Here is a 25,173-nt window from a genome sequence, read left to right on the forward strand (position 1 = left end):
GTTCCCATGGTGCATCAGCAGAGGTCACAGCCCCGCCTGTCACAGTCCAGTGACACAGAAGACACGACAGACATGTCCAGACTGCTGGCGCCGCGCCTGGCCTACTTCGCCGGCGTGGCCCGCACCGAGCACGTCACGCGCGCCGCCCAGGAGATGCAGGTCCCGCAGTCCACGCTGTCGCGCGCCATGGTCCGCCTGGAACAGGACCTGGGCGTCGACCTGTTCGCCCGCCGCGGCCGCACCGTCTCCCTCACGCCCGCCGGACGCACCTTCCTCACCTCCGTCGAGCGGGCCCTCGCCGAGATCGAGCGCGCCGCCGAGGAGGTCCGCGCCGACGCCGACCCCACCACCGGCAAGGTCGCGTTCGGCTTCCTGCACACCATGGGCGCCGAAACGGTCCCCGGCCTCATCCACGCCTTCCGCGCCGACCACCCCCGCGTCCGCTTCAGCCTCGTCCAGAACTACGGCGAGGCGATGCTCGAACGCCTCCGCGCCGGCGAACTCGACCTCTGCCTGACCTCCCCGGTCCCCGACGCCCCCGACCTCGTCGCCCGCCGCCTGGACGAGCAGAAGCTGCGCCTGGTCGTCCCCGCGGACCACCGCCTGGCCGCCCGCAAACGCGTCCGCCTCGCGGAGGCCGCCGAGGAGGCCTTCGTGACCCTGGAACCCGGCTACGGCCTGCGCCGCATCACCGACGACCTCTGCAAGGAGGCCGGCTTCAGACCCCGGGTGGCCTTCGAGGGCGAGGAGGCGGAGACCCTGCGCGGCCTGGTGGCGGCGGGCCTGGGCGTCGCCCTGCTGCCGCCACCGGCCGTGCCGCGCCCGGGAGTGGCGGAGCTGACGGTCACGGCCCCGAGGGCGGCGCGGGAGATCGGCGTGGCCTGGCTGGACGGCCACCCGGACACACCCCCGGTCGCGGCCTTCAAGAAGTTCCTGCTGTCCCGCAGGGGCAACCTGCTGCCCGACTGAGGAGACCCCACCCGTGAGACCGGCCGGCGCACCGGTGACGGCGCTACCGCCGCAACGTGGACCCGAACCCCGCGGCCAGCGGCATCCGCAGCCCTATCGGAGGCGGCGCGGCGAACGCGTCCTCCACCGGCCGGGAGAACGGCCGCCCGAACAGCGCGCCCATCACGAAGTCCTCGGCCAGCGCCAGCACTTCGTCCCGGTACTGGTGCAACCCGTGCCGGTCGCCGTGCACCTCGAACCGGCACACGTCCCGGTTCGCCTTCTTCACCCGCGCCGCCAGCCGGAACGACAGCTCCGGGTCCGTCCGCTCGTCGTTCGTGCCGTGCACGATCAGCACCCGTCGCCCGGCGAGCTGCCGCACCGGCTCCGGCTCCGCCGCCACGTCGTCCTCCGGCAGCCAAGGCGCCACCGCCAGCACGGAGTTGACCGCCTCGTGGCCCGCCGCGTGCAGCGCCGCCCGGCCGCCCATGTCCAGGCCGGCGAGACACACGGGGACATCGCCGTAGCGTCGTACGGCCGCGTCGGCGGCCCATTCCGCGTCGCGCGCCAGATGCGCCTCGCTGCCGTTCCAGCCCCGGTAGCGGTAGTGCACGACGTGCGCGGCGAGCCCTTCCGCGCGGCCCGCGCGGGCCAGCCGGCGCCCCAACGCCCGTACGGAGGCGGTCGCGAGGAGCGGCGACGGTCTGCGGTCCGAGACCTCGTCACCACCGGGGAGCAGCAGCACCACCCCGCTGACCGCGGTCGGCTCCGGACCGAACGCCCTTCCCAGCCGGGCCGTGCGAACCGGCGTCGCTTGCTGTGCCATGACAGAACAGTGTCAGAAGACCGGGTGTACGCGACCGGTCCTCCGGGTCACTGTTACGTATCGACGGATTCGTACACCGTCCACAACAGGTGATCTACGCGCGTAGGAGGTAGAGTGCGCCAATGACGAGCCAGACCACCGCGAAGACCCCGACGCCGGACCAGATCCGCCGGGCGCCCAAGGTTCTGCTGCACGACCACCTCGACGGCGGGCTGCGCCCCGGCACCGTCGTCGACCTCGCCCGCGACGCCGGCTACACCCAGCTCCCCGAGACCGACCCGGACCGGCTCGGCCTCTGGTTCCGCGAGGCCGCCGACTCCGGTTCCCTCGAACGGTACCTGGAGACCTTCTCGCACACCGTCGGCGTCATGCAGACCCGCGACGCCCTCGTCCGGGTCGCGGCCGAGTGCGCCGAGGACCTCGCCGGGGACGGCGTCGTCTACGCCGAGGTGCGCTACGCCCCCGAGCAGCACCTGGAGGGCGGGCTCAGCCTCGAAGAGGTCGTCGAGGCCGTCAACGAGGGCTTCCGGGAGGGCGAGCGGCGCGCACGGGAGAACGGCCACCGCATCCGCGTCGGCGCCCTGCTCACCGCGATGCGGCACGCCGCCCGCGCGCTGGAGATCGCCGAACTCGCCAACCGCTACCGCGACCTGGGCGTCGTCGGCTTCGACATCGCGGGCGCCGAGGCCGGCTACCCGCCCACCCGGCACCTCGACGCGTTCGAGTACCTCAAGCGGGAGAACAACCACTTCACGATCCACGCCGGCGAGGCCTTCGGGCTGCCGTCCATCTGGCAGGCCCTGCAGTGGTGCGGCGCCGACCGGCTCGGGCACGGCGTGCGGATCATCGACGACATCCAGGTCCACGAGGACGGCTCGGTGAAGCTCGGCCGGCTCGCCTCCTACGTCCGGGACAAGCGGATCCCCCTGGAGCTGTGCCCCAGCTCCAACCTCCAGACCGGGGCCGCCGCCTCCTACGCCGAGCACCCGATCGGACTGCTGCGCCGGCTCCATTTCCGGGCCACCGTCAATACGGACAATCGCCTGATGTCCCACACCAGCATGTCCCGGGAATTCGAGCACCTTGTCGAGGCGTTCGGTTACACGCTCGACGACATGCAGTGGTTCTCCGTCAATGCGATGAAATCAGCGTTCATTCCTTTCGATGAACGACTCGCCATGATCAACGACGTGATCAAGCCCGGATATGCCGAGCTCAAATCCGAATGGCTGTTCCAGCAGACCGCCTCCACCAGCGGTTCTGCCGACTCCGAGGACTGATCCCCGAAATTTCCGGGCTCGAATACGCGGACGGTTTTCACAAGCCGTCCGCATTTCGATGTTTGCGGCGGGCGGCATTCCGTGTTTACGGTCATGGACTACCGCTCAGTTCCCCGCAACCCCATTTCGAGGACGCACTTTCATGAAGCAGTCTGCTGCCAAGACCCTCGGTGTCGCCGCCCTCGGTGCCGCCTTCGCCGCCGCCGGCGCGGGTGCGGCCAACGCCGCCCCGGCCGCCCCGGACGCGGGCCAGGCGCTGGGCACCGTCACCCAGACGCTGCCGACGCAGAACGTCTCCCAGGTCCTGCCGGGCGCGGCCGAGGCGCTGGCGCAGGGACAGAACGTGGTCGGCACCGGCCTCGCCGCCGTCCAGCCCGCCGCCCAGCAGCTCCTCAGCGGCGGCCCCACCGCGCCGGTCCAGGGACTCATCGGCGGCCTCCCGGTCGGCCAGGCGCTGCCCGGCCAGGGCACGGGCCTCAACGGCCTGCCGCTCAGCTGACACCCGCACCGTCACGCGCCGATGGGCGCACCCCGCATCCGGGGGTGCGCCCATCGGCGTACGCACGCCGGGAGGTCACCAGGCCGCGCGGGTCTTCTGCTCCGACGGCAGCAGGATCCACAGCGCGACGTAGAGCAGGAACTGCGGGCCGGGCAGCAGACAGGACACCAGGAAGACGACGCGCACGGTCGTCGCCGAGGTGCCGAAACGGCGGGCCAGCGCGGCGCACACTCCGCCGATCACGCGGCCTTCGGTCGGGCGGGCGGGGCGGTTCATCGCGGCTCCTTCGTGATAGCGCACCCGCGGGTGCGTCGGCCGGAGGCTCCTGAACGGCTGCCTCTCATGCCTTCCACGCTACGGAGACGGAAGGGACGAAGCGTCGCTCTACGGTGCGACGCCGACCCTGGGAATCGTCGGGGTCCGACCCTGAGGCGTCTCGTCCCGCCGGACGGCGGTAGCGCCGTACCGCTCCGCCCTGCGGCGGACCCACAGCCGGCCGGCCGGCACCACCGCCAGATGCGCCAGCGCCACGCCCGTCACGTTCAGCAGCAGCGAGTCGACGTCCACGACCTGCCCCGGCACCCCGGTCTGCAGCAGCTCGATGCCCAGCGACAGCAGGGCGCCCGCGGCGACCGTACGCGCCAGCGACGCCAGCGGCGACACGGCCCACCTGCCGTTCGCCATCGGCAGCAGGACACCCAGCGGCGCCAGCAGCGCCAGCCCTTCCCCGATCCGCCGGGCCGCCTCCGGCCAGCCGAGTGCCAGATCCGCCCGGATCCCGGCGAACGGCCGCAGATTCGCCGGCATCACCCACGGCACGTCCAGCGGCCGCAGCGCGAACCAGGCGACGAACACGAGGTGGGCGACGAGGAGGACGCCTCCCGTCACACGGATGCGGATCGCGGCGCTGCTGCCGTCGGAGCCTTGACGCTGCACGCCCCCCTAGACGCGGCAACCGGCCGGAGCGGTTCCTGCCCGGCGCCCGCCAGGAGCACGTGACGTGCGCCGCACCCGGCGTCAGCCCTCGACGACCTCGCCCGACGGCGGTTCCGCGCTGCCCGGCCGGACCCGCACCTCGTCCGTGCACTCGTACCGACGGGGTCGGTCCGCACCGGGGCCGCCCAGGATCACCGAACCGTCGCCCTCGGCCGCGGCCGAGTCGGAGAACGTACAGACGATCTGGGCGAGGGCGTACGACGTGAGGTCGCCGGGCGCGGTACTGATCCGCAGCGTGTCCTCCGGATCCCCGGCACGCGGCCCGGTCACCCGCACACCGTCCCGCACGTCGGTGGTGTACCCGGCCTCCCGCTCGGCCCGCGACGGCGTCGCCGCGAGCTGGTCGAGCAGCCCCTGCGCCACCAGCACGCGCCGCTCGGAGTCCGCCGCGCCGTCCCGGACCCGCACCGCCCGGTCCACGGTCACCAGTGACGAGCCGCACAGCAGGAACACCTGCACCGCCATCCCGTGCGACGTCTGCGTCATGACATCCGGCTCGGCCGGCGCACAGCGCGCCTGCGACGGCGCCGGACCGAAGTCCGTCGGCACCTCCGTGGCCCGGATGCCGCACCCGGCGAGCACCCCGGCGAGCAGGGGCAGCGCGAGCAGCCGGCGTACGTTCATCAGGCGTCCCCCTCAGAGCCCTCGCCCGTGCTCCCGTCGGTCTCGGCGGACTTCCGCGTCCCGCCGTTCTCGTCGCCGACCGCCGGGTCCGCCGTGTCCCGGGGCAGCAGCAGCGTGAACACCGCGCCGCCCTCGGGGGAGTTCGCGGCGGTGATCTCGCCGCCGTGGATGTGCGCGTTCTCCCGGGCGATGGACAGACCGAGGCCACTGCCCTCGGACCGCGGCCGGGACGCGCTCGCCTTGTAGAACCGGTCGAAGACGTGCGGCAGGACGTCCTCCGGGATGCCGGGCCCGTGGTCCCGCACGGCGATGACCACCGAGTCGTCCGCCTCCCGCACCGACACCCGCACCGGGGAACCCCCGTGCTTGAGGGCGTTGCCGATCAGGTTCGCGAGGATCACGTCGAGCCGGCGCGGGTCCAGACGGGCCACGATGCCGCGCTCGGCGTCCAGCTCCACCGCGTCGAGCCACGCGCGCGCGTCGATGCACGCCGTGATCTGGTCGGCGACGTCCACGTCGTCCAGCACCAGCCGGGCCGTACCGGCGTCGAAGCGGGTGACCTCCATCAGGTTCTCCACGAGGTCGTTCAGCCGCCGCGTCTCACTGACCACCAGCCGCACCGCCGGCTCGATCATCGGGTCGACGCTGCCGCTCTCGGAGTCCAGCTCCTCCTCCAGCACCTCGGTCACCGCGGTGATCGCGGTCAGCGGCGTCCGCAGCTCGTGCGACATGTCCGCCACGAACCGCCGGGACGCCGACTCCCGCGCCGCCATGTCCTCGACCCGCTTCTCCAGGGCCTCCGCGGCCTTGTTGAACGTGCGTGACAGATCGGCCAGTTCATCGGTGCCCGACACCCTGAGCCGGGTGTCCAGCTTGCCCTCGCCGAGCCGCCGCGCGGCCACCCCGAGCCGGTGCACCGGCTTCAGCACCGTCGTCGCGAGGGCCTGCGCCAGCAGCGCCGAACCGATCAGCGCCAGCGCCGTGGCGATCCCCAGCGACCAGGCCAGCGAGTTCAGATCCTTCGCCTCCGGTTCCAGGGACTTGAGCATGTAACCGGTCGCGTCCCCGCCGATCACCCTGGTCCCGGCCACCAGATACGGGGTGTCGTCCTCGACGACCCGCTGCCAGAACAGGTGGTAGGCGTCCTTGTTCGCGGACGTGACCTGCTGCTTCTTGTTCACCGCCGCGCGCAGCGACTTCGGTACGTCGTGCAGCGAGAAACCACTGAGGCCGCCCGAACTGCCGTACACCGTCCGGCCGTCGGCGTCCCGCGCCACCAGCAGCACACTGAACCGCTCACTGCTGTTCGCCATCTGCCCCGCGGTGTGCTGCAGCTCGTCCTGCGTCGGGCGCTCGGGCAGCGCCCCCGCCCGGTTCTGCATCTCCTGCTGGAAGTCACGCAGCACCGCGTCCTGGGTACGGGTGAGGACCGCCTCCCGGTTCAGCCAGTACGCGATCGCCGACGCCGACACCGCCGCCGTCAGCGCCACCAGGGCGAACACCACCACCAGACGCAGTCGCAGGCTGGTGAAACGCAGCCGCGACCAGACCCCCTTGCGAGCCGCGGCCCAGCCGCGGAATCCCCCTTGCCGCTTCGTCACTGAGGCGGATCCAGGCGGTAGCCGACACCCCGCACGGTACGGATCAGCGTCGGCGACGACGGCACGTCCTCGACCTTCGCGCGCAGCCGCTGGACACAGGCGTCCACCAGCCGCGAGTCACCGAGGTAGTCGTGCTCCCACACCAGGCGCAGCAACTGCTGACGCGACAGCGCCTGACCCGGCCGCCGGCTCAGCTCCAGCAGCAGCCGCAGCTCGGTGGGCGTCAGCTGCAGGTCGTCGCCGTTCTTCGTCACGGTCATCGCCGAGCGGTCGATGACGAGGCTGCCGAACGTCGCCGAGTCACTCGACTCCCGCTCGCCGCGCCGCAGCACCGCCCGGATCCGGGCGTCCAGCACCCGGCCCTGCACCGGCTTGACGACGTAGTCGTCCGCACCGGACTCCAGACCGACGACCACGTCGATGTCGTCACTGCGCGCGGTCAGCAGGATGATCGGCAGCTGGTCCGTGCGCCGGATGCGGCGGCACACCTCGAAACCGTCGATGCCCGGCAGCATCACGTCCAGCACGATCAGATCCGGCCGCTGCTCGCGCAGCAGCTTCAGACCGTCCTCACCGCTCGCAGCAGTCGCCACCCGGTGTCCCTGGCGCGTCAGTGAGAGCTCCAGGGCCGTACGGATGGCGTCGTCGTCCTCGATCAGCAACAGGGAAGGCACGGGCCTCATTCTGGCCCATGGCGGGGCGGGGTTTCGACTCCTGGAGCGCTCCCACACATTTACCGCAACCGATCAGGGTCCGTCGTACGTCTGCGTAGCCGGAGAGAGTCTCTGAGTGATCGATTCCGCCTCCGCACCGCCCTCTCTCCGTCCCCCCTTATAAGAGGCACCCCCTGTGACACGTCTGTGACAGTCGGCGGACACCGTCATGAAGTGACGGCGGCAAGCTTCTCGGCACAGGCAACACAGCAAGCCGAAGTCCGGAAGTCCACGACGGGGGGCGCGAGATGAACACGCTGCACGGCACCAGCACCAGCGCAGTGATCACGCGTCTGCACGACGTGCACCGGAGCAACGAGAAGTCCGGTGCCGATGGCGGCCCCTCCCGCGTGAGCGCGTTCGAGCGTGGGGGAGGGCGGGGGTGCGCTCGTGGCACCGGGCGTCAGCACGCCGCGATCATGACGGTGGTTGACGCGAACACGGGGGAGACGCACGGGGGAGCCGCGTACAGGGAGGAGCCGGGGGAGCGCCGTTCGCTGTCGGAGGCGGAGTTCACCGCCTACGTCCAGGAGCGCCGCGCCTCCCTGTACGCCACCGCGTACCACCTGACCGGGGACCGCTTCGAGGCCGAGGACCTGCTGCAGAGCGCGCTGTTCTCGACCTACAGGGCCTGGGACCGGATCACCGACAAGGCGGCCGTCGGCGGATACCTCCGCCGGACCATGACCAACCTGCACATCAGCGCGTGGCGCCGCCGCAAGCTGAACGAGTACCCGACCGAGGAACTGCCGGAGACGGCCGGCGACACGGACGCGATGCGCGGCACCGAACTGCGCGCGGTCCTGTGGCAGGCACTGGCCCGGCTGCCCGAGCTCCAGCGCACCATGCTGGTCCTGCGCTACTACGAGGGCCGCACGGACCCGGAGATCGCGGACATCCTCGGCATCAGCGTCGGCACGGTGAAGTCCAGCATCTGGCGGTCGCTCCGCCGGCTGCGCGAGGACGAGGTCCTCAGCTTCGGCCGTGACGAGGAGGACGCCTTCGGCGAGTTGGTGGCCTGAGGGCTGGGGGGCGAGGGGGACCAGCCCCGGGGGCGGGGGGAAACGGGGGAGGACCCGGAGAACGGGGGACGTTCGTCAATCCGGGTGTATCACGGGGGAACTTCGGGACTCTCCCTAAGGGGAGCCCGGAAGCGGGGACCCGCGGCACGGGGGCCAACGGGGGCGGCGGGTCCACGGGGGACGACGGGGAATCCCGAGGGGGAACAGGGAAACGGGGGAAACGGGGAACACGGGGGACCAACGGGGATCGGGGGATCCCTGGGGGAAGCACCAAGGGGAGCGGGACTGGAGGGCCGGGGGGTCCGTCCAGTCCCGCTTTTCGTTGCGTCGTGCCGTGCCGTGCCGTCTGGGCCCGGCATTCGGACCGCCGCCGGGCATGCCGGACCGGGGTCGCCCCCCCGGCCGTGAACCGGGTGCAATGTGAGGACGCGACGTCCCGGACACGCGAAGGCGGCTCACACGCGATGTCGACAGAGCGCGGGCCGCGCGCTGGAGGGGCACTGCACGCGATGCGGCGAGTACAGTCCGGCGCGGTGGGCAGGGTGCCACGGGCAACGGGGTAACCAGGACACGGGGGAGGCTCCGCGCATGGCGTGGGACGAATGGGAGCAGGCGAAAGCCACCGCGACGGACGGGCGGTCGGCGCAGCTGCGGCTCAACCAGTTGCCGGCCGACCAGGGGGCCGGCGGCACCGTGGCCGGCGATCTGGTGGTGCATCAGGACGACTTGGGCGCTGTGGGCCACGACGCCTACGTCCTGTGGGACGAGTTGCGCACGACGGCGGACATCGCGGGCGCGGGTGCGGACAAGCACGGCACCGGCTCGACCGACCGGGCCGCCGCCGCCCTCACGGCCCACGGCTTCGCCATGGGCGCCGGGCTGGCCAGGACCGTCGAGATCTGGACCTCCCAGACGCAGTCCGTGCTCCAGGCCTGCGCGCACATCTCCAACCACCTCGACTTCACCAGGAAGCTCCACGCGCGGGACGACGCGAAGATCGCCGCGCAGGCCCGGGCCATCGGTGGCGAAACGCTCAGCGCGTCCGCGCTCGGCAAGTACTTCCAGTAGGGCAGGTCGTCAGCTGGGGCAGGTCATCAGTGACGCCCACGCCGAGCCGGTTCCTCCGCGGGAGCAGGTCCGAACTGCCCAGGCGGACGCCCGCGAAGCCGGTGTCCGTGCCGGGAACGCCGGCGCAGGCAGGTGCTGCTGCCGCATGCGGGCGGAAGCCCGCGCCCGGTCGATCCTTACGCCGGTGTCCTGTTCGTGGCGCGGCGCCCCGTTGCCGCCGTCGCCAGGCGGGTCAGCGCCTCGTTGCGGTCGCAGGCGTGTGCGCCGAGGGCCGTCTGGCGGGCGACGATCGTGCGCTCCAGGCGCATCAGGCGCCAGCCTCGGCGGAGCAGGAAGGGGACCGACTTGCGGCCCTCGCGCAGATCCCGCAGGAACCGGCGCCGGAACGTCCGCACCGGGCCCCGGCTCAGACACAGCGCGTCCGCCAGCACGCCCAGTTCCCGGCAGCGTGTCACGATCTCCGCCGCGAAGACGCCCTCCGCGATGAACAGCGGCGTGCGGCCGATGTCGACCGTCTCCTCGCCGGTGCGCGCGCTGAGCGCGAGGTCGTACGCCGGGACACTCGTACGTCCCGTGCGGCACAGCTCCTCGATCGCGGCGACGGCCGTGTCCGCGTCCCACGAGTCCGGGTGGTCCCAGTCGATGTCGGAACTCCCGGCGACCAGCGGCAGCGTGGGGTCGTCGCCCTCCTTGTAGAAGTCGTCGAGCCGCAGCACCGGGAGACCGGAGCGGGCGGCGACCAGGGACTTGCCGGAACCGGAAGGGCCGCAGAGCAGCACGACTCGCGCAGGTATGTGCGGATGAGGGCTCACGGGACACCAGTGTGAGGCATTCCCGCGCTCTCCAACGACCCCGCGGGTCGGCTTTGAAGCGTGCGTCACACCTCAATTACCCTTCGTGTCTGTCCCATTACCGGGAGCAGCTGAGAACGCAAGCAGAGGTGGCAGCAGAGATGGCCCGACACACGTCCCCCCGGAACACCACGGCACAGCGCGCCCTGGTCGCCCTCGCGACCGCGGGAGTCGCCCTGGGCGCAGGTGCGGCGACGGCCTCCGCGGCGGACGCCGGGTCCGCCTCGACGTGGTGCGCACCCGGCCGACCTCGCTCGGCGACATCGACCCGCAGGCCGGCCTCCAGGCGGCCAGCGGCACCCTGGCGTACGTCACCGGGCCGATCGCCGGGCTGAAGCCCAACCCGCTCGCCGGCACCGGCGTCGACCCGCTCGACAACGGCGTCGGCACCCAGCTCGCCGACTTCCAGCCGCTGACCTCGACGGCCCTGACCGGGCCGGTCGCGCAGGCCCCGTCCATCGACAGCGTCCCGGCGGTCGGGCAGGTGACGGGACTGCTGGGCGGCTGAGCCGCGCGTACGGCGAAGAGCCGCGCCTTCCCCGGACGGAGGGAAGGCGCGGCTCTTCAGCTGTGCGGAGGGCCGCTCGCGGCGGGCGGCTGCGGGAGCCCGCCGTCAACGGCGCGGTCCATCGGTACGACCGAGTACGTCAGTACGACGAGCCGGAGGCGCCCAGGGAACCGGTCGGGTGCCAGACCGTCTTCGTCTCCAGGAACGCCGTCATCCGCTCGATGCCCGGCGTCGCCGCCCAGTCCACGTTGTCCACAGGCTGTGGACGAAGGACGCGCTTGAGGTTGTCCGCCGCCGCGATCTCCAGCTCCTTCGCCAGGACCTCGTCGGCGCCGGCGAGGTCGATCGCGTTGACGTCCTGGTGCGCGGCGAGCGGCGCGGCGATCTCCGCCGTACGGCCGGACAGGACGTTGACCACGCCGCCCGGGACGTCCGAGGTGGCCAGCACCTCGGCCAGCGACAGGGCCGGGAGCGGGGACTTCTCGCTCGCCACCACGACCGCCGTGTTGCCGGTCGCGATCACCGGGGCGAGAACCGAAACGAGGCCCAGAAACGATGACTCCTGTGGGGCCAGTACGGCCACCACGCCAGTCGGTTCGGGGGAGGAAAGGTTGAAGAACGGTCCCGCCACCGGGTTCCCGCCGCCCACCACCTGGGCGATCTTGTCGGTCCAGCCCGCGTACCAGACCCACCGGTCGATCGTCGCGTCCACCTGCGCGGCGGCCTTCGCCTTCGACAGACCCTCGGCGTCGGCGACCTCGCGCACGAACTGGTCCCGGCGGCCCTCCAGCATCTCCGCGACGCGGTACAGGACCTGTCCGCGGTTGTACGCCGTCGCGCCGGACCAGGCGCCGAACGCCTTGCGGGCGGCGACCACGGCGTCACGGGCGTCCTTGCGGGAGGACAGGGGTGCGTTCGCCAGCCAGTTGCCCTTGGAGTCGGTCACCTCGTACACCCGGCCGCTCTCGGAACGCGGGAACTTCCCGCCCACGTACAGCTTGTATGTCTTGAAGACCGACAGTCGCTGTTCGGTCTTTTCCTTCTCAGACATCGAGGTACGCCTCCAGGCCGTGGCGGCCGCCCTCGCGGCCGAAGCCCGACTCCTTGTAACCGCCGAACGGCGAGGTCGGGTCGAACTTGTTGAACGTGTTGGACCAGACGACGCCCGCACGGAGCTTGTTCGCCACGGCCAGGATCCGGGAGCCCTTCTCCGTCCAGATGCCGGCGGACAGGCCGTACGGGGTGTTGTTGGCCTTGGCGACGGCCTCGTCCGGGGTACGGAAGGTGAGGACCGACAGGACCGGGCCGAAGATCTCGTCGCGGGCGATGGTGTGCGCCTGCGTGACGTTGGTGAAGAGCGTCGGGGCGAACCAGTAGCCGGACGACGGCAGCTCACAGGCCGGGGACCAGCGCTCGGCGCCCTCCGACTCGCCCTGGTCGGCGAGGGAGGTGATCCGGGCCAGCTGCTCGGCGGAGTTGATCGCGCCGATGTCCGTGTTCTTGTCGAGCGGGTCGCCCAGGCGAAGCGTCGACAGGCGGCGCTTGAGCGCGTCCAGCAGCTCGCCTTGGACGGACTCCTGGACCAGCAGGCGGGAGCCCGCACAGCAGACCTGGCCCTGGTTGAAGAAGATGCCGTTCACGATGCCCTCGACGGCCTGGTCGATCGGGGCGTCGTCGAAGACGATGTTGGCGCCCTTGCCGCCCAGTTCGAGCGTGAGCTTCTTGCTCGTGCCCGCGACCGTGCGCGCGATCTCCTTGCCGACGGCCGTCGAACCGGTGAACGCGACCTTGTTCACGTCCGGGTGGGCGACCAGCGCCGCGCCCGCGTCGCCGTAGCCCGGAAGGATGTTGACGACACCCTTCGGCAGGCCCGCCTGGCGGCAGATGTCCGCGAAGAACAGCGCGGACAGGGGGGTGGTCTCCGCGGGCTTCAGGACGACCGTGTTGCCCGTCGCCAGCGCCGGGGCGATCTTCCACGCCAGCATCAGCAGGGGGAAGTTCCAGGGGATGACCTGGCCGGCCACGCCCAGCGGGCGCGGGTCCGGACCGAAGCCCGCGTGGCCGAGCTTGTCCGCCCAGCCCGCGTAGTAGAAGAAGTGCGCCGCGACCAGGGGCAGGTCGGCGTCCCTCGTCTCCCTGATCGGCTTGCCGTTGTCCAGGGTCTCCAGGACGGCCAGTTCGCGGCTGCGTTCCTGGATGATGCGGGCGATGCGGAAGAGATACTTCGCGCGCTCCGAGCCGGGAAGCGCGGACCACTTCTCGAAGGCCTTGCGGGCGGCCTTCACGGCTCGCTCGACATCGGCCTCACCGGCCTGCGCGACCTCGGCGAGGACTTCCTCGGTAGACGGCGAGACGGTCTTGAAGACCCTGCCGTCGGCCGCCTCGGTGAACTCGCCGTCGATGAACAGGCCGTACGAGGGCGCGAGCTCGACGATCGCGCGGGACTCCGGCGCCGGTGCGTACTCGAAGGGGGATGCGGATGCCATGGTGATCAGTCCACCGTCACGTAGTCGGGGCCGGAGTAGCGGCCGGTGGCCAGCTTCTGACGCTGCATCAGCAGATCGTTCAGCAGCGAGGAGGCGCCGAAGCGGAACCAGTGGTTGTCCAGCCAGTCCGGCCCGGCGGTCTCGTTCACCAGGACCAGGAACTTGATCGCGTCCTTGCTGGTGCGGATGCCGCCGGCCGGCTTCACACCGACCTGGACACCGGTCTGCGCGCGGAAGTCCCGGACGGCCTCCAGCATGAGGAGGGTGTTCGCCGGGGTCGCGTTCACGGCGACCTTGCCCGTCGACGTCTTGATGAAGTCCGCCCCGGCGAGCATGCCGAGCCAGCTGGCGCGGCGGATGTTGTCGTACGTCGACAGCTCGCCCGTCTCGAAGATGACCTTCAGACGCGCGCTCGCGCCGCAGGTCTCCTTCACGGCGGCGATCTCGTCGTACACCTTCATGTACTGCCCCGCGAGGAACGCCCCGCGGTCGATGACCATGTCGATCTCGTCGGCGCCCGCGGCGACGGCCTCCCGCACGTCCGCCAGCTTCACGGCGAGCGGTGCGCGGCCCGCCGGGAAGGCGGTGGCGACCGAGGCGACCTTCACGGAGGAACCGGCGACGGCCTCCTTGGCGGTGGCCACCATGTCGGGATAGACGCAGACCGCGGCCGTGGCGGGGGTCGTGCGGTCGGTCGGGTCGGGGCGGACCGCCTTCGCGCCGAGCGCCCGGACCTTGCCCGGGGTGTCCGCGCCTTCCAGCGTCGTCAGGTCGACCATCGAGATGGCGAGGTCGATGGCGTACGCCTTGGCGGTCGTCTTGATGGAACGGGTGCCGAGCGAGGCGGCACGCGCCTCCAGGCCGACCGCGTCGACGCCGGGCAGCCCGTGGAGGAAGCGGCGCAGCGTGCTGTCGGACGCGGTGACGTCCGGGAGGGCACGTGCGGCGGTGGGTGCATTGGTGGGCATGGTCACCAGACGAGCATATCTACGCGCGTAGCGGCTGTACAGGGCCCGGCTGCAATCCCCGGGACGAAACAGGGCGGCGATCGGAGGAGCGGGTGGGGCAGGTGGAGCTGGTGGAGCAGGTGGAGTGGGTGATGGGGCGCGGAGGGCGGGCTGAGAGGGTGTCGCTACCCGGACCCAAGGGGCGAGGCGTGGTGCGGGTCCCGGGGTGGATCGTGCGTCGGGCAGAATCTGCTGCATGACGACCCCCGAGCCCTCAGAGCCTCAGCCTTCGGAAGCCTCGGAACCCGCGCCCCAGGACCGGGTGCACCGGTCCTCCGCGGCCATCGTGGGCGGTGTGCTGCTGCTGGCCATCGCCGGGTGGCTCGGTATCGACGCGATGATCTACGGGGAGGGGCGCACGCCCTGGCTGGCCCTCGCCACGCTGCTTCTCGTCGTGCCGCTGGTCGTCGCCTTCACCCTGCGCCCCGCCGTCCAGGTGAACGACGACCGGCTGCGCGTACGGAACCCCTTCCGCGTCGTCGTGCTGCCCTGGGGCCAGGTCGGGTCGCTGCGGTCCGGGTACTCCAACGAGGTCGTCGACCGTACCGGCGCCAAGTACCAGCTGTGGGCCATTCCGGTCTCCCTGCGGGCCCGGAAGCGGGCGGCACGGCGTGAGATGCGGGCCGCGGCGGAGGCCGCCCGGGGCGCGGGTGCTTCGCAGGCGCCCGTGCGGGCCGAGACCGACCGGATCATGGACGAGCTGCGTGAGCGCCAGGAGGCTCGGGCCGAGGCCCCGAGCGCGCAGGGGGAGGTCACGGTGCGGTGGGCGTACGAGGTCCTGGCGCCCGCGGTCGCGGGAGGCGTGCTGTTGGCGGTTCTGGTCGGGCTCGGCTGAGGAGCGCGGCCGGACGGCCCGCCCGGTCGTGGGACGACCGGGCGGCAGTCCGCTGAGCCCGTAGCCAGGGGGAACTAGGGGGACTGGATGCCTGCCGCCGTGGACAGGTCCCGCTTGAGTGCCGACAGCAGGTGCGAGGCCTTCGTGCGGGCCTCCGGCAGCGTCTCGTGCGACGTCACCGGGACCACCACCTCCAGGTAGCACTTCAGCTTCGGTTCCGTGCCGCTCGGGCGGACGATGACCCGGGCGCCGTCGAGCGTGTAGCGCAGGCCGTCCGTGGGCGGGAGGCGGTCCGTGCCCCGCGTGAGGTCCTCGGAGCGCGTGATGCGCAGGCCCGCCAGCTCGGTCGGGGGCTGCTCGCGCAGGCGGCGCATCGCGGCGGCGATCACCGAGAGGTCCTCCACGCGGACCGACAGCTGGTCGGTGGCGTGCAGGCCGTGCTCCACGGCGAGGTCGTCGAGCAGGTCGAGCAGCGTGCGGTTCTGCGACTTCAGCACGGAGGCCAGTTCAGTGATCAGGAGCGCCGCGGTGATGCCGTCCTTGTCGCGTACGCCGTCCGGGTCCACGCAGTAGCCGAGGGCCTCCTCGTAGCCGTAGCGCAGGCCTTCGACGCGGGCGATCCACTTGAAGCCGGTGAGGGTCTCCTCGTGGGGCAGACCGGCCTTTTCGGCGATGCGGCCGAGGAGGGACGAGGAGACGATCGACTCCGCGAAGGTCCCCTGCGCTCCTCGGGAGACCAGATGGGCGGCGAGGAGGGCGCCCACCTCGTCGCCCCGGAGCATGCGCCAGTCGCCGTCGGCCGTGGGCACCGCCACCGCGCAGCGGTCCGCGTCCGGGTCGTTGGCGATGATCAGATCCGGGTGCACCTCGCGGGCCTTCGCGAAGGCGAGGTCCATCGCGCCGGGCTCCTCCGGATTGGGGAAGGCGACGGTCGGGAATTCCGGGTCGGGTTCGGCCTGCTCGGCGACCAGGACCGGCTCCGGGAAACCCGCGCGGGCGAAGGCGGCGAGGAGGACGTCCTTGCCGACGCCGTGCATCGCCGTGTAGACGGTGCGGGCGGTGCGGGGGGTGTCCGTGCCGAGGACCGCGTCGGTGCGGGCCAGGTAGGCGTCCAGGACGGAGTCGTCCAGGGTGTCCCAGCCGGATTCGGGGCGGGGGACGTCGTCGAGGGAGCGGACGGCGTCGATCTCGGCGGCGATGCCGGTGTCGGCCGGGGGCACGATCTGGGAGCCGTCGCCGAGGTAGACCTTGTAGCCGTTGTCGCGGGGCGGGTTGTGGCTGGCGGTGACCTCCACGCCGGCGACCGCGCCGAGATGCCTTGTCGCGTAGGCGAGAACGGGCGTGGGCAGGGGGCGCGGGAGGACGGCGGCGCGGAGGCCGGCGCCGGTCATGACGGCGGCGGTGTCGCGGGCGAAGTCGGCCGACTTGTGGCGGGCGTCGTAGCCGATGACGACGAGTTTGCCGGTGTGGCCGTTCTTCTTGAGGTACGCGGCGAGACCCGCGGCGGCGCGGATGACGACGGAGCGGTTCATGCGCATGGGGCCGGCGCCGAGTTCGCCGCGGAGGCCGGCGGTGCCGAACTGGAGGGTGCCGCCGAACCGGGCGGCGAGCTCGGTGACGTCCGCGCCGTCGATGAGGCGGGCGAGCTCCGCACGGGTTTCCGCGTCGGGGTCCTCGGCCAGCCACGCCTGGGCCCGTGCGAGGAGGTCGTCGTGCACGATGGGTCACCTCTCGTGTGTGCGTGCGGGGTGGGGGGTTGATGCGGTACGGGATGCCTGCGGGCGCCTGCGCGGCTCCGGCGGGAGTTAGCGCCGTACAACTCAGGTGCGGGGCCCGGCGCTTGGCGCTTGCAGGCAGGCAACCACACCGCCGGGAGGGCCGCCGCACTACCGGAGTGGGGCGTGGGTCGGGGCGAGCCCGCCGCTTGGCCGGCTACCACCCGAGGGCCACTGATGAGCCGGCCCGAGGGCGCGACCCGCGGCGGGCTCGCCCCGCACCCACGCCCCCGGCCCACCCACGGACAGAGGGCAACGGCAACGTCCTACAGGCGCCCCAGCACCTGGGCCAGCAGGCTGCCCATGCGGGTCGCGCTGTCGCGGCCCGCCTGGAGGACCTCCTCGTGGTTGAGGGGCTCCCCCGTCATGCCGGCCGCGAGGTTGGTCACCAGCGAGATCCCCAGAACCTCGGCCCCCGCCTCGCGCGCGGCGATCGCCTCAAGCACCGTGGACATGCCCACGAGGTCCGCCCCGATCGCCCGGGCCATGCGGATCTCGGCCGGCGTCTCGTAGTGCGGGCCGGGGAACTGGGCGTAGACGCCCTCCTCCAGCGTGGGGTCGACCTCCTTGCACAGGGCGCGCAGCCGCGGCGAGTACAGGTCGGTGAGGTCGACGAAGTTCGCGCCGACGATCGGGGACGTCGCCGTGAGGTTGATGTGGTCGCTGATCAGGACCGGCTGGCCGGGCCGCATGCCGTCGCGGAGGCCGCCGCAGCCGTTGGTGAGGACCATCGTCTTGGCACCGGCCGCCACGGCGGTACGGACGCCGTGCGCCACCGCGGCCACGCCCCGGCCCTCGTAGTAGTGCGTGCGGCCCAGGAAGACCAGGGCGCGCTTGGCGCCGATCCGGTAGGAGCGGATCTTGCCTCCGTGGCCCTCCACCACCGGCGGCGGGAAGCCGGGCAGCTCGGTGACCTGGAACTCGGCGTCGGGAGCGCCGAGGGCGTCGACGGCCGGGGCCCAGCCGGACCCCATCACGAGGGCGACGTCGTGGGTCTCGGCGCCGGTGAGTTCGCGCAGGCGCGCGGCGGCGGCGTCGGCGGCGGCGTGGGGGTCGCCCTGGATGTCGTCCGGAAGAAGAGATGCGTTCACGCCGACGAGAGTAGCCGGTCAGGGCCTACGCGCGTAGATGACGGAGCTCACGGGATGGCGATCGTTGTCTTGTCGTTTCCGACGAGAGGGCGGCCGCCGACGGGGTCAGCAGGGCCGTTTCCGCAGCTCCATCACATAGTCGTGCGGCGCCCCGGCGGACTCGGCCGCGTCGGCCACCTCGCCCAGGTAGCGGGCCGAGGGAAGGCCGCCCTCGTAGGCGTTCAGGACGTACGACCAGGCCCGTTCCTCGCCCTCCAGGGTGTGCACGCGGACCCGGGTGCGGCGGTAGATGTCCAGGCCGACGCCCTCCCAGCGGTCCAGGGAGTCCTCGTCCATGGGGGCGACGTCGTAGAGCGCGACGAAGACCTGCGACATCGGGTCCTCGACGATCGTCGCGAGCGCGCCCTCCCAGCCCAGGTGCTCGCCGCCGAACGTCAGCCGCCACCCGTTCATCCAGCCGGTGGCGCGCAGCGGCGAGTGCGGGGCGCGGCGGGACATCAGCCGCGCGTCGAGGTTGCCGGCGTACGCGGCGTAGAGCGACATGGTTCAGAGCGTACGGCAGGCGCGGTGGCGTCACTCCGGTAACAGAGGTACGTCGGTCGGGGCCCCGGGGCGGTGAAGCGTTGAAGCGTGCGGGACAATGGAGTACGTGACTCGGATCGTGATCATCGGTGGCGGACCCGGCGGATACGAAGCGGCGCTGGTGGGCGCCCAGCTCGGCGCGGAGGTGACCGTCGTCGACTGCGACGGCCTGGGCGGGGCGTCGGTGCTGACCGACTGCGTCCCGTCCAAGACCCTCATCGCGACGGCAGAGGTGATGACGACCTTCGACTCCTCGTACGAGGAGCTGGGCATCATCGTCGCCGACGACACCCCGCACATCGACACGCCCGCCCGGGTCGTCGGCGTGGACCTGGGGAAGGTCAACCGGCGTGTGAAGCGCCTCGCGCTGGCGCAGTCCCACGACATCACCGCTTCCGTCACCCGGGCCGGCGCCCGGGTGATGCGCGGCCGGGGCCGGCTGGACGGCATGCAGGCGCTCGACGGCTCGCGCAAGGTCGTGGTGACGGCCGCCGACGGCAGCGAGGAGACGCTCGTCGCCGACGCCGTGCTGATCGCGACCGGAGGTCACCCCCGTGAACTGCCCGACGCCAAGCCCGACGGCGAACGCATCCTGAACTGGACCCAGGTCTACGACCTGAACGAGCTTCCGGAGGAGCTCATCGTGGTCGGTTCCGGTGTGACCGGTGCCGAGTTCGCCGGTGCGTACCAGGCGCTGGGCTCCAAGGTGACCCTGGTGTCCTCGCGCGACCGCGTGCTGCCCGGGGAGGACCCGGACGCGGCCGCCGTGCTGGAGGACGTCTTCCGGCGACGCGGGATGAACGTGATGGCGCGGTCGCGGGCGCAGTCCGCGAAGCGGGTCGGCGACCGGGTGGAGGTGACGCTGTCCGACGGGCGGGTCATCACGGGCTCGCACTGCCTGATGGCGGTCGGCGCCATCCCGAACAGCGCGGGCATGGGCCTGGAGGAGGCGGGCGTCCGGCTGCGCGACTCCGGGCACATCTGGACCGACAAGGTCTCCCGGACGACCGCTCCGGGCGTGTACGCGGCCGGTGACGTGACCGGTGTCTTCGCGCTCGCCTCGGTGGCCGCGATGCAGGGCCGTATCGCCATGTACCACTTCCTGGGCGACGCGGTGGCCCCGCTGAACCTGAAGACCGTGTCGTCGAACGTGTTCACCGACCCGGAGATCGCCACGGTCGGCTACACGCAGGCCGACGTGGACGGCGGCAAGATCGACGCCCGCGTCGTGAAGCTGCCGCTGCTGCGCAACCCGCGCGCGAAGATGCAGGGCATCCGCGACGGCTTCGTCAAGATCTTCTGCCGGCCGGGTACGGGCATCGTGGTCGGCGGTTGCGTCGTCGCGCCGCGCGCCTCCGAGCTGATCCACCCCATCTCGCTCGCGGTCGACAACAACCTGACGGTCGAGCAGATCGCCAACGCCTTCACGGTCTACCCTTCGCTCTCGGGTTCGATCGCCGAGGTGGCCCGCCAGCTGCACACGCGGAAGATGAACGGCGAGGGCTGAGCCCGGTTCGGCGTCAACTCCCCGCCGATTACGGGGAGTCGCGGCCCATGCGGTTGGCATAGTCGGGGCGGGTAGGCCTTATACCACTTCCGGTAACCCGTTGCGAACAACTTCTGTTATTCGGCGCAAACTGCTGAAACCAGACGGTCGTTGGGGTTACTGTCAGTTTCGTGTTCGCTGCAGAACGTCGTCAATTGATCCTCGAAATGGTGCGAGCGAACGGGGCCGTGTCGCTCCGTGAACTCGCCCGCGTCGTCCAGACCTCCGAAGTGACCGTACGGCGGGACGTGCGCGCACTGGAGGCAGAAGGACTCCTCGACCGCCGGCACGGCGGTGCGGTACTGCCGGGCGGGTTCACGCGGGAGTCCGGCTTTCCGCAGAAGTCACATCTCGCGACCGCCGAGAAGACGGCCATCGCCGACCTCGCCGCGGGCATGGTCGAAGAGGGCGAGGCCATCGTCGTGGGGGCGGGCACCACCACGCAGGAGCTGGCGCGCAGGCTGGCCCGGGTTCCCGGGCTGACCGTCGTCACCAACTCCCTCCTCGTCGCCCAGGCCCTCGCCCACGCCAACCGGGTCGAGGTGGTGATGACCGGCGGGACGCTCCGCGGTTCGAACTACGCCCTCGTCGGGTCGGGCGCGGAGCAGTCCCTCCAGGGGCTGCGGGTCTCGCGGGCCTTCCTGTCGGGCAGCGGGCTCACCGCCGAGCGCGGGCTGTCCACGTCCAACATGCTGTCGGCGTCCGTCGACCGCGCGCTGGTGCAGGCCGCCGCCGAGGTCGTCGTCCTCGCCGACCACACCAAACTCGGTACGGACACCATGTTCCAGACCGTGCCGACGGACCTCATCACCCGGCTCGTCACCGACGAGCCGCCGGCCCACGACGACCGCGCGGCCACCGAACTCCAGGCGCTCGCCGACCAGGGCGTGCAGATCGCCGTGGCCGGCGCGTCCGGCTCGGGCGGTTCGACGGGGTCCGGGAGCTCGGGGGGTGATGCGAACCCGGCGCGCCAGCAGCGCCGGGACGTGCCGGTCCCCGGACCACGCCGCCAGGTGCCGGGCGCGGGGCTGCGGAGCGCGGCCACGGTCCTCGGTGAGCAGCCCGCGGCGCAGGAGCGCGCCAGGGTCGCCGACCTGCGACGGCGCTAGCCTCCCGCGCCGGCTGCCGCCTCGCGCCGGCGCGGCAGCCCGGCGCACGGCCTTGGCCGCGCTCGTGGCCGCCCCCTGGCCGCCCCCTGGCCGCCCCCGTGGCCGTGCGGCTGCCCACGGCCGCCCGGCCGCGCCCGACAACGCCCCGGGGCACCCCTCGGTGCTTCCACGGCGGCCGTCCGCCCGCACTGTGCCAGGGCGCCCGCCCTTTGGTGCCTCCCGGTGCCCGCACTGTGCCAGGGCATCCGCCCTTCGGTGCCTCCCGGTGCCCGCGCTGTGCCACGGCACCCCCTAACACCCGGACACGCAGCGCCCGGCCGTGTCGGACCGCCGGACATGCGACAGCGCCCGGCCGTCCGTGTCGGACCGCCGGGCGCTGTCACCGTCGTACGGGTGTCAGTCCTTGATCTCGCAGATCGCCGCGCCCGAGGTGAGGGAGGCGCCGACCTCGGCGGACAGGCCCTTGATGGTGCCGGACTTGTGCGCGTTGAGGGGCTGTTCCATCTTCATGGCCTCCAGGACGACGACCAGGTCGCCCTCCTTGACCTCCTGGCCCTCCTCGACGGCGACCTTGACGATGGTGCCCTGCATCGGGGAGGCGAGGGTGTCGCCGGAGGCGGCGGGGCCGGACTTCTTGGCCGCGCGGCGCTTGGGCTTGGCCCCGGCGGCCAGACCCGTGCGGGCCAGGCTCATGCCGAGCGAGGCGGGCAGGGAGACCTCCAGGCGCTTGCCGCCGACCTCGACGACGACCGTCTCGCGACCGGCCTCGTCCTCGGCCTCCGCGTCCGCGGGGGCGGCGAAGGGCTTGATGTCGTTGACGAACTCGGTCTCGATCCAGCGGGTGTGGACCGTGAACGGGTCGGTGGAGCCGGTGAGTTCGGGTGCGAACGCCGGGTCCTTGACGACCGCGCGGTGGAACGGGATCGCGGTGGCCATGCCCTCGACCTGGAACTCCTCCAGGGCGCGGGCGGCACGCTGGAGGGCCTCGGCGCGGGTGCGGCCGGTGACGATCAGCTTGGCCAGCAGGGAGTCCCAGGCCGGACCGATCACGCTGCCGGACTCGACGCCGGCGTCCAGGCGGACGCCCGGGCCGGACGGCGGGTCGAACTTCGTGACCGTGCCGGGGGCCGGGAGGAAGTTGCGGCCGGGGTCCTCGCCGTTGATGCGGAACTCGAAGGAGTGGCCGCGCAGGGGCGGGTCGTCGTAGCCGAGTTCCTCGCCGTCGGCGATGCGGAACATCTCGCGGACGAGGTCGATGCCGGAGACCTCTTCGGTGACCGGGTGTTCGACCTGGAGGCGGGTGTTGACCTCCAGGAAGGAGATCGTGCCGTCCACGCCGACCAGGAACTCCACGGTGCCGGCGCCGACGTAGCCGGCCTCCTTGAGGATGGCCTTGGACGACGAGTACAGCTCGGCGACCTGCTCGTCCGACAGGAACGGCGCAGGGGCCTCCTCCACCAGCTTCTGGTGGCGGCGCTGCAGGGAGCAGTCACGGGTGGAGACGACGACCACGTTGCCGTGCTGGTCGGCCAGGCACTGGGTCTCGACGTGGCGGGGCTTGTCGAGGTAGCGCTCGACGAAGCACTCGCCGCGCCCGAAGGCGGCCACGGCCTCGCGGACGGCGGAGTCGTACAGCTCGGGCACCTCTTCGAGGGTCCGCGCGACCTTCAGGCCTCGGCCGCCGCCGCCGAAGGCGGCCTTGATGGCGATGGGCAGGCCGTGCTGTTCGGCGAACGCCACGACCTCCTCGGCGCCGGAGACCGGGTCGGGGGTGCCCGCCACCAGCGGCGCGCCGGCGCGCTGGGCGATGTGGCGGGCGGCGACCTTGTCACCGAGGTCGCGGATGGCCTGCGGGGGCGGGCCGATCCAGATCAGACCCGCGTCGAGGACGGCCTGGGCGAAGTCGGCGTTCTCGGAGAGGAAGCCGTAGCCCGGGTGGATGGCGTCCGCGCCGGATTCACGGGCGGCCTTCAGGACCTTCTCGATGTCCAGATAGCTGGTGGCCGGGGTGTCACCGCCCAGGGCGAACGCCTCATCCGCGGCGCGGACATGCAGAGCGTCCCGGTCCGGGTCGGCGTAGACGGCCACGCTCGCGATCCCGGCGTCCCGGCAGGCCCGGGCAACGCGGACAGCGATTTCGCCACGATTGGCGATGAGCACCTTGCGCACGATTGAGGCTCCCTCCTTGAAACAAGCCGAGTTTAGGGACTGCCGACACGTCACTTCGACCCGTCCCCAGTGGTGAGCTTCCCCACACGGAGCGTGATACGGGACTCGCCCGACCTGCGAAATCCCTTGCAGCACCTCGGTACGCAGGACTCCTTCGGCAAACCCTAGCCTTCCGATGTGGCCAAGGTCTCTGTGAGAGCGTGCTGCGGCCCACTCCGTTTCTTTGTGGAGTCCCTACGAATGGCCCAATGATTCTTTGCCCTCCACAGAACCCTTGTCCCGGCGTTTACCCGTTAGTAGCGTTCGGGACGACTCGAACGTACTCCTGGTAACGCCAGTGTTGTCCGGCGCGCTGGAGTGACGGTTGAAAGAGGGTGGGGTTCGTGGTGCGCAGGCCGGTGGCGTGGATCGTGGCTGTCGTGCTGTTCGCCGAGGCGGTCGGCGTCGCGGCGCTGAACTGGTTCCTCGGTGTCGTCGTGGACCGGCAGGACATGTCGCTGGCCGGTCTCGACCCGGACATGATGTCGACGTCGTCGAAGATCGGCGGCCTGGTCTTCGGCCTGTACTTCGCGCTGTGCGGCCTGGTCGCCCTGCTCGTGGCGCTGCGGAACCGCCCGCCGGCCGGTCTCGGCCGGGTCCTGCTGATCAGCGCGGCCGTGGTGCACGCCGTGCTCGGTGCCGTCACCTGGGGCCTGGTGGGCTGGCACGCGTTCCTGTTCATGGTGCTGGTGCTCGGACTCGTCGTGCTGCTGCTGATGACGTACGACCGTCCCGCCCGGCCCGAGGAGCCCGCCGACGCCGTGCCCGGTGACGGCGGCGGGCCGGACGGTTCCCCGGTCACTCCTCCGCCGGCGCCCACAACTCCGTGATGCCCACGCCCAGTTCGGCCAGCAGGCGTCGCAGGAGGGGCAGGCTGAGGCCGATCACGTTGCCGTGGTCGCCGTCGATGCCGTCGATGAACGGCGCCGACCGGCCGTCCAGGGTGAACGCGCCGGCGACGTGGAGCGGCTCGCCGGAGGCGACGTAGGAGGCGATCTCCTCGTCGGTGGGATCGCCGAAGCGGACCACGGTGGACGCGGTGGCCGAGACGTACCGCCCGCTGAGGGTGTCGTAGACGCAGTGGCCGGTCTGGAGGGTGCCGGCCCGGCCGCGCATCGCCTTCCAGCGCGCGGTGGCCTCCTCGGTGTCGGCGGGCTTGCCGAGGGCCTGGCCGTCCAGTTCGAGTACCGAGTCGCAGCCGATCACCAGCGCGCCCTTGACCTCGGGCTTGGCGGCCACCACGGAGGCCTTGGCCTCGGCGAGGGCGAGTGCCAGTTCGGCGGGGGTGGGGGCGGTGACGGCGTCCTCGTCGACGCCGCTCACGATCACCTCGGGGTCGAGTCCGGCCTGGCGGAGCAGTCCGAGCCGGGCGGGGGACTGGGAGGCGAGTACGAGTCGACGGCGCGGCTGATCTGTCATGCGGTCAGGGTATCGGCGGTGCCGGACGGGCTCATCTCACCCCGATCACGAGCATCGCGAGCACCATGGCCAGCGCCACGAGAACGCCCAGTCGCCGCAACATCTCCTGCGTTTCGCGCAGTTCTCGGGGCGGCTCGTTCTCGGGGTCGGACCACAGCATGCCTTCCATGGTCGATCGC

25 protein-coding genes and 1 pseudogene are annotated in these 25,173 nt (G+C 71.8%); 10 read left to right on the plus strand and 16 right to left on the minus strand.

Annotated elements, in window-relative coordinates:
• Positions 1–6 precede the first annotated feature (6 nt).
• Positions 7–969 carry a LysR family transcriptional regulator gene (locus QC282_RS06505; protein WP_279548245.1) on the plus strand — a complete coding sequence of 321 codons (963 nt, stop codon included), beginning with the start codon at positions 7–9 and terminating at the stop codon, positions 967–969.
• A 43-nt stretch (positions 970–1,012) separates the two neighbouring features.
• On the opposite strand, the gene QC282_RS06510 is transcribed toward QC282_RS06505, so the two are convergent.
• Entirely contained in the window at positions 1,013–1,774 is a 762-nt protein-coding gene (locus QC282_RS06510; RefSeq protein WP_279548246.1) for an alpha/beta hydrolase, read from the minus strand.
• Between the two features lie 122 nt (positions 1,775–1,896).
• Here QC282_RS06510 and QC282_RS06515 point away from each other — a divergent pair, with 122 nt between their 5' ends.
• Together QC282_RS06515 and QC282_RS06520 are read left to right on the plus strand one after the other, a co-directional pair.
• On the plus strand, positions 1,897–3,054 hold the full coding sequence (locus QC282_RS06515) for an adenosine deaminase (RefSeq protein ID WP_279548247.1): 1,158 nt from the start codon (positions 1,897–1,899) through the stop codon (positions 3,052–3,054).
• A 142-nt stretch (positions 3,055–3,196) separates the two neighbouring features.
• A complete protein-coding gene (locus tag QC282_RS06520) occupies positions 3,197–3,553 on the plus strand; it encodes an ATP-binding protein (RefSeq protein ID WP_279548248.1) in 357 nt (118 codons plus the stop codon).
• A gap of 75 nt (positions 3,554–3,628) precedes the next feature.
• On the opposite strand, the gene QC282_RS06525 is transcribed toward QC282_RS06520, so the two are convergent.
• The 5 genes from QC282_RS06525 to afsQ1 all read right to left on the minus strand — a co-directional run bounded on the left by QC282_RS06525 (position 3,629) and on the right by afsQ1 (position 7,448).
• A complete protein-coding gene (locus QC282_RS06525) occupies positions 3,629–3,829 on the minus strand; it encodes a PspC domain-containing protein (RefSeq protein WP_279548249.1) in 201 nt (66 codons plus the stop codon).
• A gap of 108 nt (positions 3,830–3,937) precedes the next feature.
• A complete protein-coding gene (locus QC282_RS06530; RefSeq protein ID WP_279548250.1) occupies positions 3,938–4,489 on the minus strand; it encodes a VanZ family protein in 552 nt (183 codons plus the stop codon).
• An 81-nt stretch (positions 4,490–4,570) separates the two neighbouring features.
• On the minus strand, positions 4,571–5,173 hold the full coding sequence (locus QC282_RS06535; protein ID WP_279548251.1) for a hypothetical protein: 603 nt from the start codon (positions 5,171–5,173) through the stop codon (positions 4,571–4,573).
• The gene (locus QC282_RS06540; protein ID WP_279548252.1) at positions 5,173–6,774 is read right to left on the minus strand and encodes a HAMP domain-containing sensor histidine kinase; all 1,602 of its coding nucleotides are present in this window, start codon (positions 6,772–6,774) and stop codon (positions 5,173–5,175) included. The genes QC282_RS06535 and QC282_RS06540 overlap by 1 nt, the downstream gene beginning before the upstream one ends.
• Positions 6,771–7,448, minus strand: a complete 678-nt coding sequence (afsQ1, locus tag QC282_RS06545) for a two-component system response regulator AfsQ1 (RefSeq protein ID WP_279548253.1) — start codon at positions 7,446–7,448, stop codon at positions 6,771–6,773. The genes QC282_RS06540 and afsQ1 overlap by 4 nt, the downstream gene beginning before the upstream one ends.
• A 287-nt stretch (positions 7,449–7,735) precedes the next feature.
• Between afsQ1 and QC282_RS06550 the strand changes: the two genes are divergently transcribed.
• Together QC282_RS06550 and QC282_RS06555 are read left to right on the plus strand one after the other, a co-directional pair.
• Positions 7,736–8,509: a SigE family RNA polymerase sigma factor gene (locus QC282_RS06550; protein ID WP_279548254.1), complete on the plus strand. Its 774-nt coding sequence runs from the start codon at positions 7,736–7,738 to the stop codon at positions 8,507–8,509.
• 588 nt (positions 8,510–9,097) lie between these two features.
• Positions 9,098–9,577: a hypothetical protein gene (locus tag QC282_RS06555; RefSeq protein ID WP_279548255.1), complete on the plus strand. Its 480-nt coding sequence runs from the start codon at positions 9,098–9,100 to the stop codon at positions 9,575–9,577.
• A 176-nt stretch (positions 9,578–9,753) separates the two neighbouring features.
• On the opposite strand, the gene QC282_RS06560 is transcribed toward QC282_RS06555, so the two are convergent.
• Positions 9,754–10,458: a uridine kinase gene (locus QC282_RS06560; RefSeq protein ID WP_279548256.1), complete on the minus strand. Its 705-nt coding sequence runs from the start codon at positions 10,456–10,458 to the stop codon at positions 9,754–9,756.
• A gap of 71 nt (positions 10,459–10,529) precedes the next feature.
• On the opposite strand from QC282_RS06560, the pseudogene QC282_RS06565 reads away from it, so the two are divergent.
• Positions 10,530–10,936: pseudogene (locus tag QC282_RS06565) on the plus strand (hypothetical protein).
• Positions 10,937–11,075: 139 nt separating this feature from the next.
• Here the strand turns inward: QC282_RS06565 and QC282_RS06570 are convergent.
• From QC282_RS06570 to deoC, 3 genes are read right to left on the minus strand one after another with little or no spacing between them, the layout of a single operon-like run.
• Positions 11,076–11,987 (minus strand): aldehyde dehydrogenase, encoded by a 912-nt coding sequence (locus tag QC282_RS06570; protein ID WP_279548257.1) that lies wholly within the window; start codon positions 11,985–11,987, stop codon positions 11,076–11,078.
• A complete protein-coding gene (locus QC282_RS06575) occupies positions 11,980–13,422 on the minus strand; it encodes an aldehyde dehydrogenase family protein (protein WP_279548258.1) in 1,443 nt (480 codons plus the stop codon). Before QC282_RS06575 ends, QC282_RS06570 begins: the two co-directional genes overlap by 8 nt.
• 5 nt (positions 13,423–13,427) lie before the next feature.
• Positions 13,428–14,390: a deoxyribose-phosphate aldolase gene (gene deoC, locus QC282_RS06580; protein WP_279548259.1), complete on the minus strand. Its 963-nt coding sequence runs from the start codon at positions 14,388–14,390 to the stop codon at positions 13,428–13,430.
• A 235-nt stretch (positions 14,391–14,625) separates the two neighbouring features.
• Between deoC and QC282_RS06585 the strand changes: the two genes are divergently transcribed.
• Positions 14,626–15,264 (plus strand): PH domain-containing protein, encoded by a 639-nt coding sequence (locus QC282_RS06585; protein WP_279548260.1) that lies wholly within the window; start codon positions 14,626–14,628, stop codon positions 15,262–15,264.
• Between the two features lie 74 nt (positions 15,265–15,338).
• Here the strand turns inward: QC282_RS06585 and QC282_RS06590 are convergent, their stop codons facing one another.
• The 3 genes from QC282_RS06590 to QC282_RS06600 form a co-directional block, all read right to left on the minus strand.
• Positions 15,339–16,982 carry a phospho-sugar mutase gene (locus tag QC282_RS06590; RefSeq protein WP_279548261.1) on the minus strand — a complete coding sequence of 548 codons (1,644 nt, stop codon included), beginning with the start codon at positions 16,980–16,982 and terminating at the stop codon, positions 15,339–15,341.
• Positions 16,983–17,305: 323 nt separating this feature from the next.
• Positions 17,306–18,130 carry a purine-nucleoside phosphorylase gene (locus QC282_RS06595; RefSeq protein ID WP_279548262.1) on the minus strand — a complete coding sequence of 275 codons (825 nt, stop codon included), beginning with the start codon at positions 18,128–18,130 and terminating at the stop codon, positions 17,306–17,308.
• Between the two features lie 105 nt (positions 18,131–18,235).
• Positions 18,236–18,673 (minus strand): gamma-glutamylcyclotransferase, encoded by a 438-nt coding sequence (locus QC282_RS06600; protein WP_279548263.1) that lies wholly within the window; start codon positions 18,671–18,673, stop codon positions 18,236–18,238.
• 97 nt (positions 18,674–18,770) lie between these two features.
• On the opposite strand from QC282_RS06600, the gene QC282_RS06605 reads away from it, so the two are divergent.
• Together QC282_RS06605 and QC282_RS06610 are read left to right on the plus strand one after the other, a co-directional pair.
• Positions 18,771–20,219, plus strand: a complete 1,449-nt coding sequence (locus QC282_RS06605) for an NAD(P)H-quinone dehydrogenase (RefSeq protein ID WP_279548264.1) — start codon at positions 18,771–18,773, stop codon at positions 20,217–20,219.
• Positions 20,220–20,389: 170 nt separating this feature from the next.
• Positions 20,390–21,367, plus strand: coding sequence for a DeoR/GlpR family DNA-binding transcription regulator (locus tag QC282_RS06610; RefSeq protein WP_279548265.1), 978 nt, complete (start codon positions 20,390–20,392; stop codon positions 21,365–21,367).
• 396 nt (positions 21,368–21,763) lie between these two features.
• Here the strand turns inward: QC282_RS06610 and QC282_RS06615 are convergent, their stop codons facing one another.
• The gene (locus QC282_RS06615; RefSeq protein ID WP_279548266.1) at positions 21,764–23,536 is read right to left on the minus strand and encodes a biotin carboxylase N-terminal domain-containing protein; all 1,773 of its coding nucleotides are present in this window, start codon (positions 23,534–23,536) and stop codon (positions 21,764–21,766) included.
• 383 nt (positions 23,537–23,919) lie between these two features.
• On the opposite strand from QC282_RS06615, the gene QC282_RS06620 reads away from it, so the two are divergent.
• Entirely contained in the window at positions 23,920–24,405 is a 486-nt protein-coding gene (locus tag QC282_RS06620; protein ID WP_279548267.1) for a hypothetical protein, read from the plus strand.
• Here QC282_RS06620 and QC282_RS06625 read toward each other — a convergent pair.
• The gene (locus QC282_RS06625) at positions 24,374–24,994 is read right to left on the minus strand and encodes a Maf family protein (RefSeq protein WP_279548268.1); all 621 of its coding nucleotides are present in this window, start codon (positions 24,992–24,994) and stop codon (positions 24,374–24,376) included. The genes QC282_RS06620 and QC282_RS06625 overlap by 32 nt on opposite strands.
• Positions 24,995–25,025: 31 nt before the next feature.
• A complete protein-coding gene (gene mmpB, locus QC282_RS06630; RefSeq protein WP_279548269.1) occupies positions 25,026–25,154 on the minus strand; it encodes a morphogenic membrane protein MmpB in 129 nt (42 codons plus the stop codon).
• Positions 25,155–25,173: the final 19 nt, after the last annotated feature.

Source organism: Streptomyces sp. DH24 (assembly GCF_029813775.1).
GTDB lineage: Bacteria > Actinomycetota > Actinomycetes > Streptomycetales > Streptomycetaceae > Streptomyces.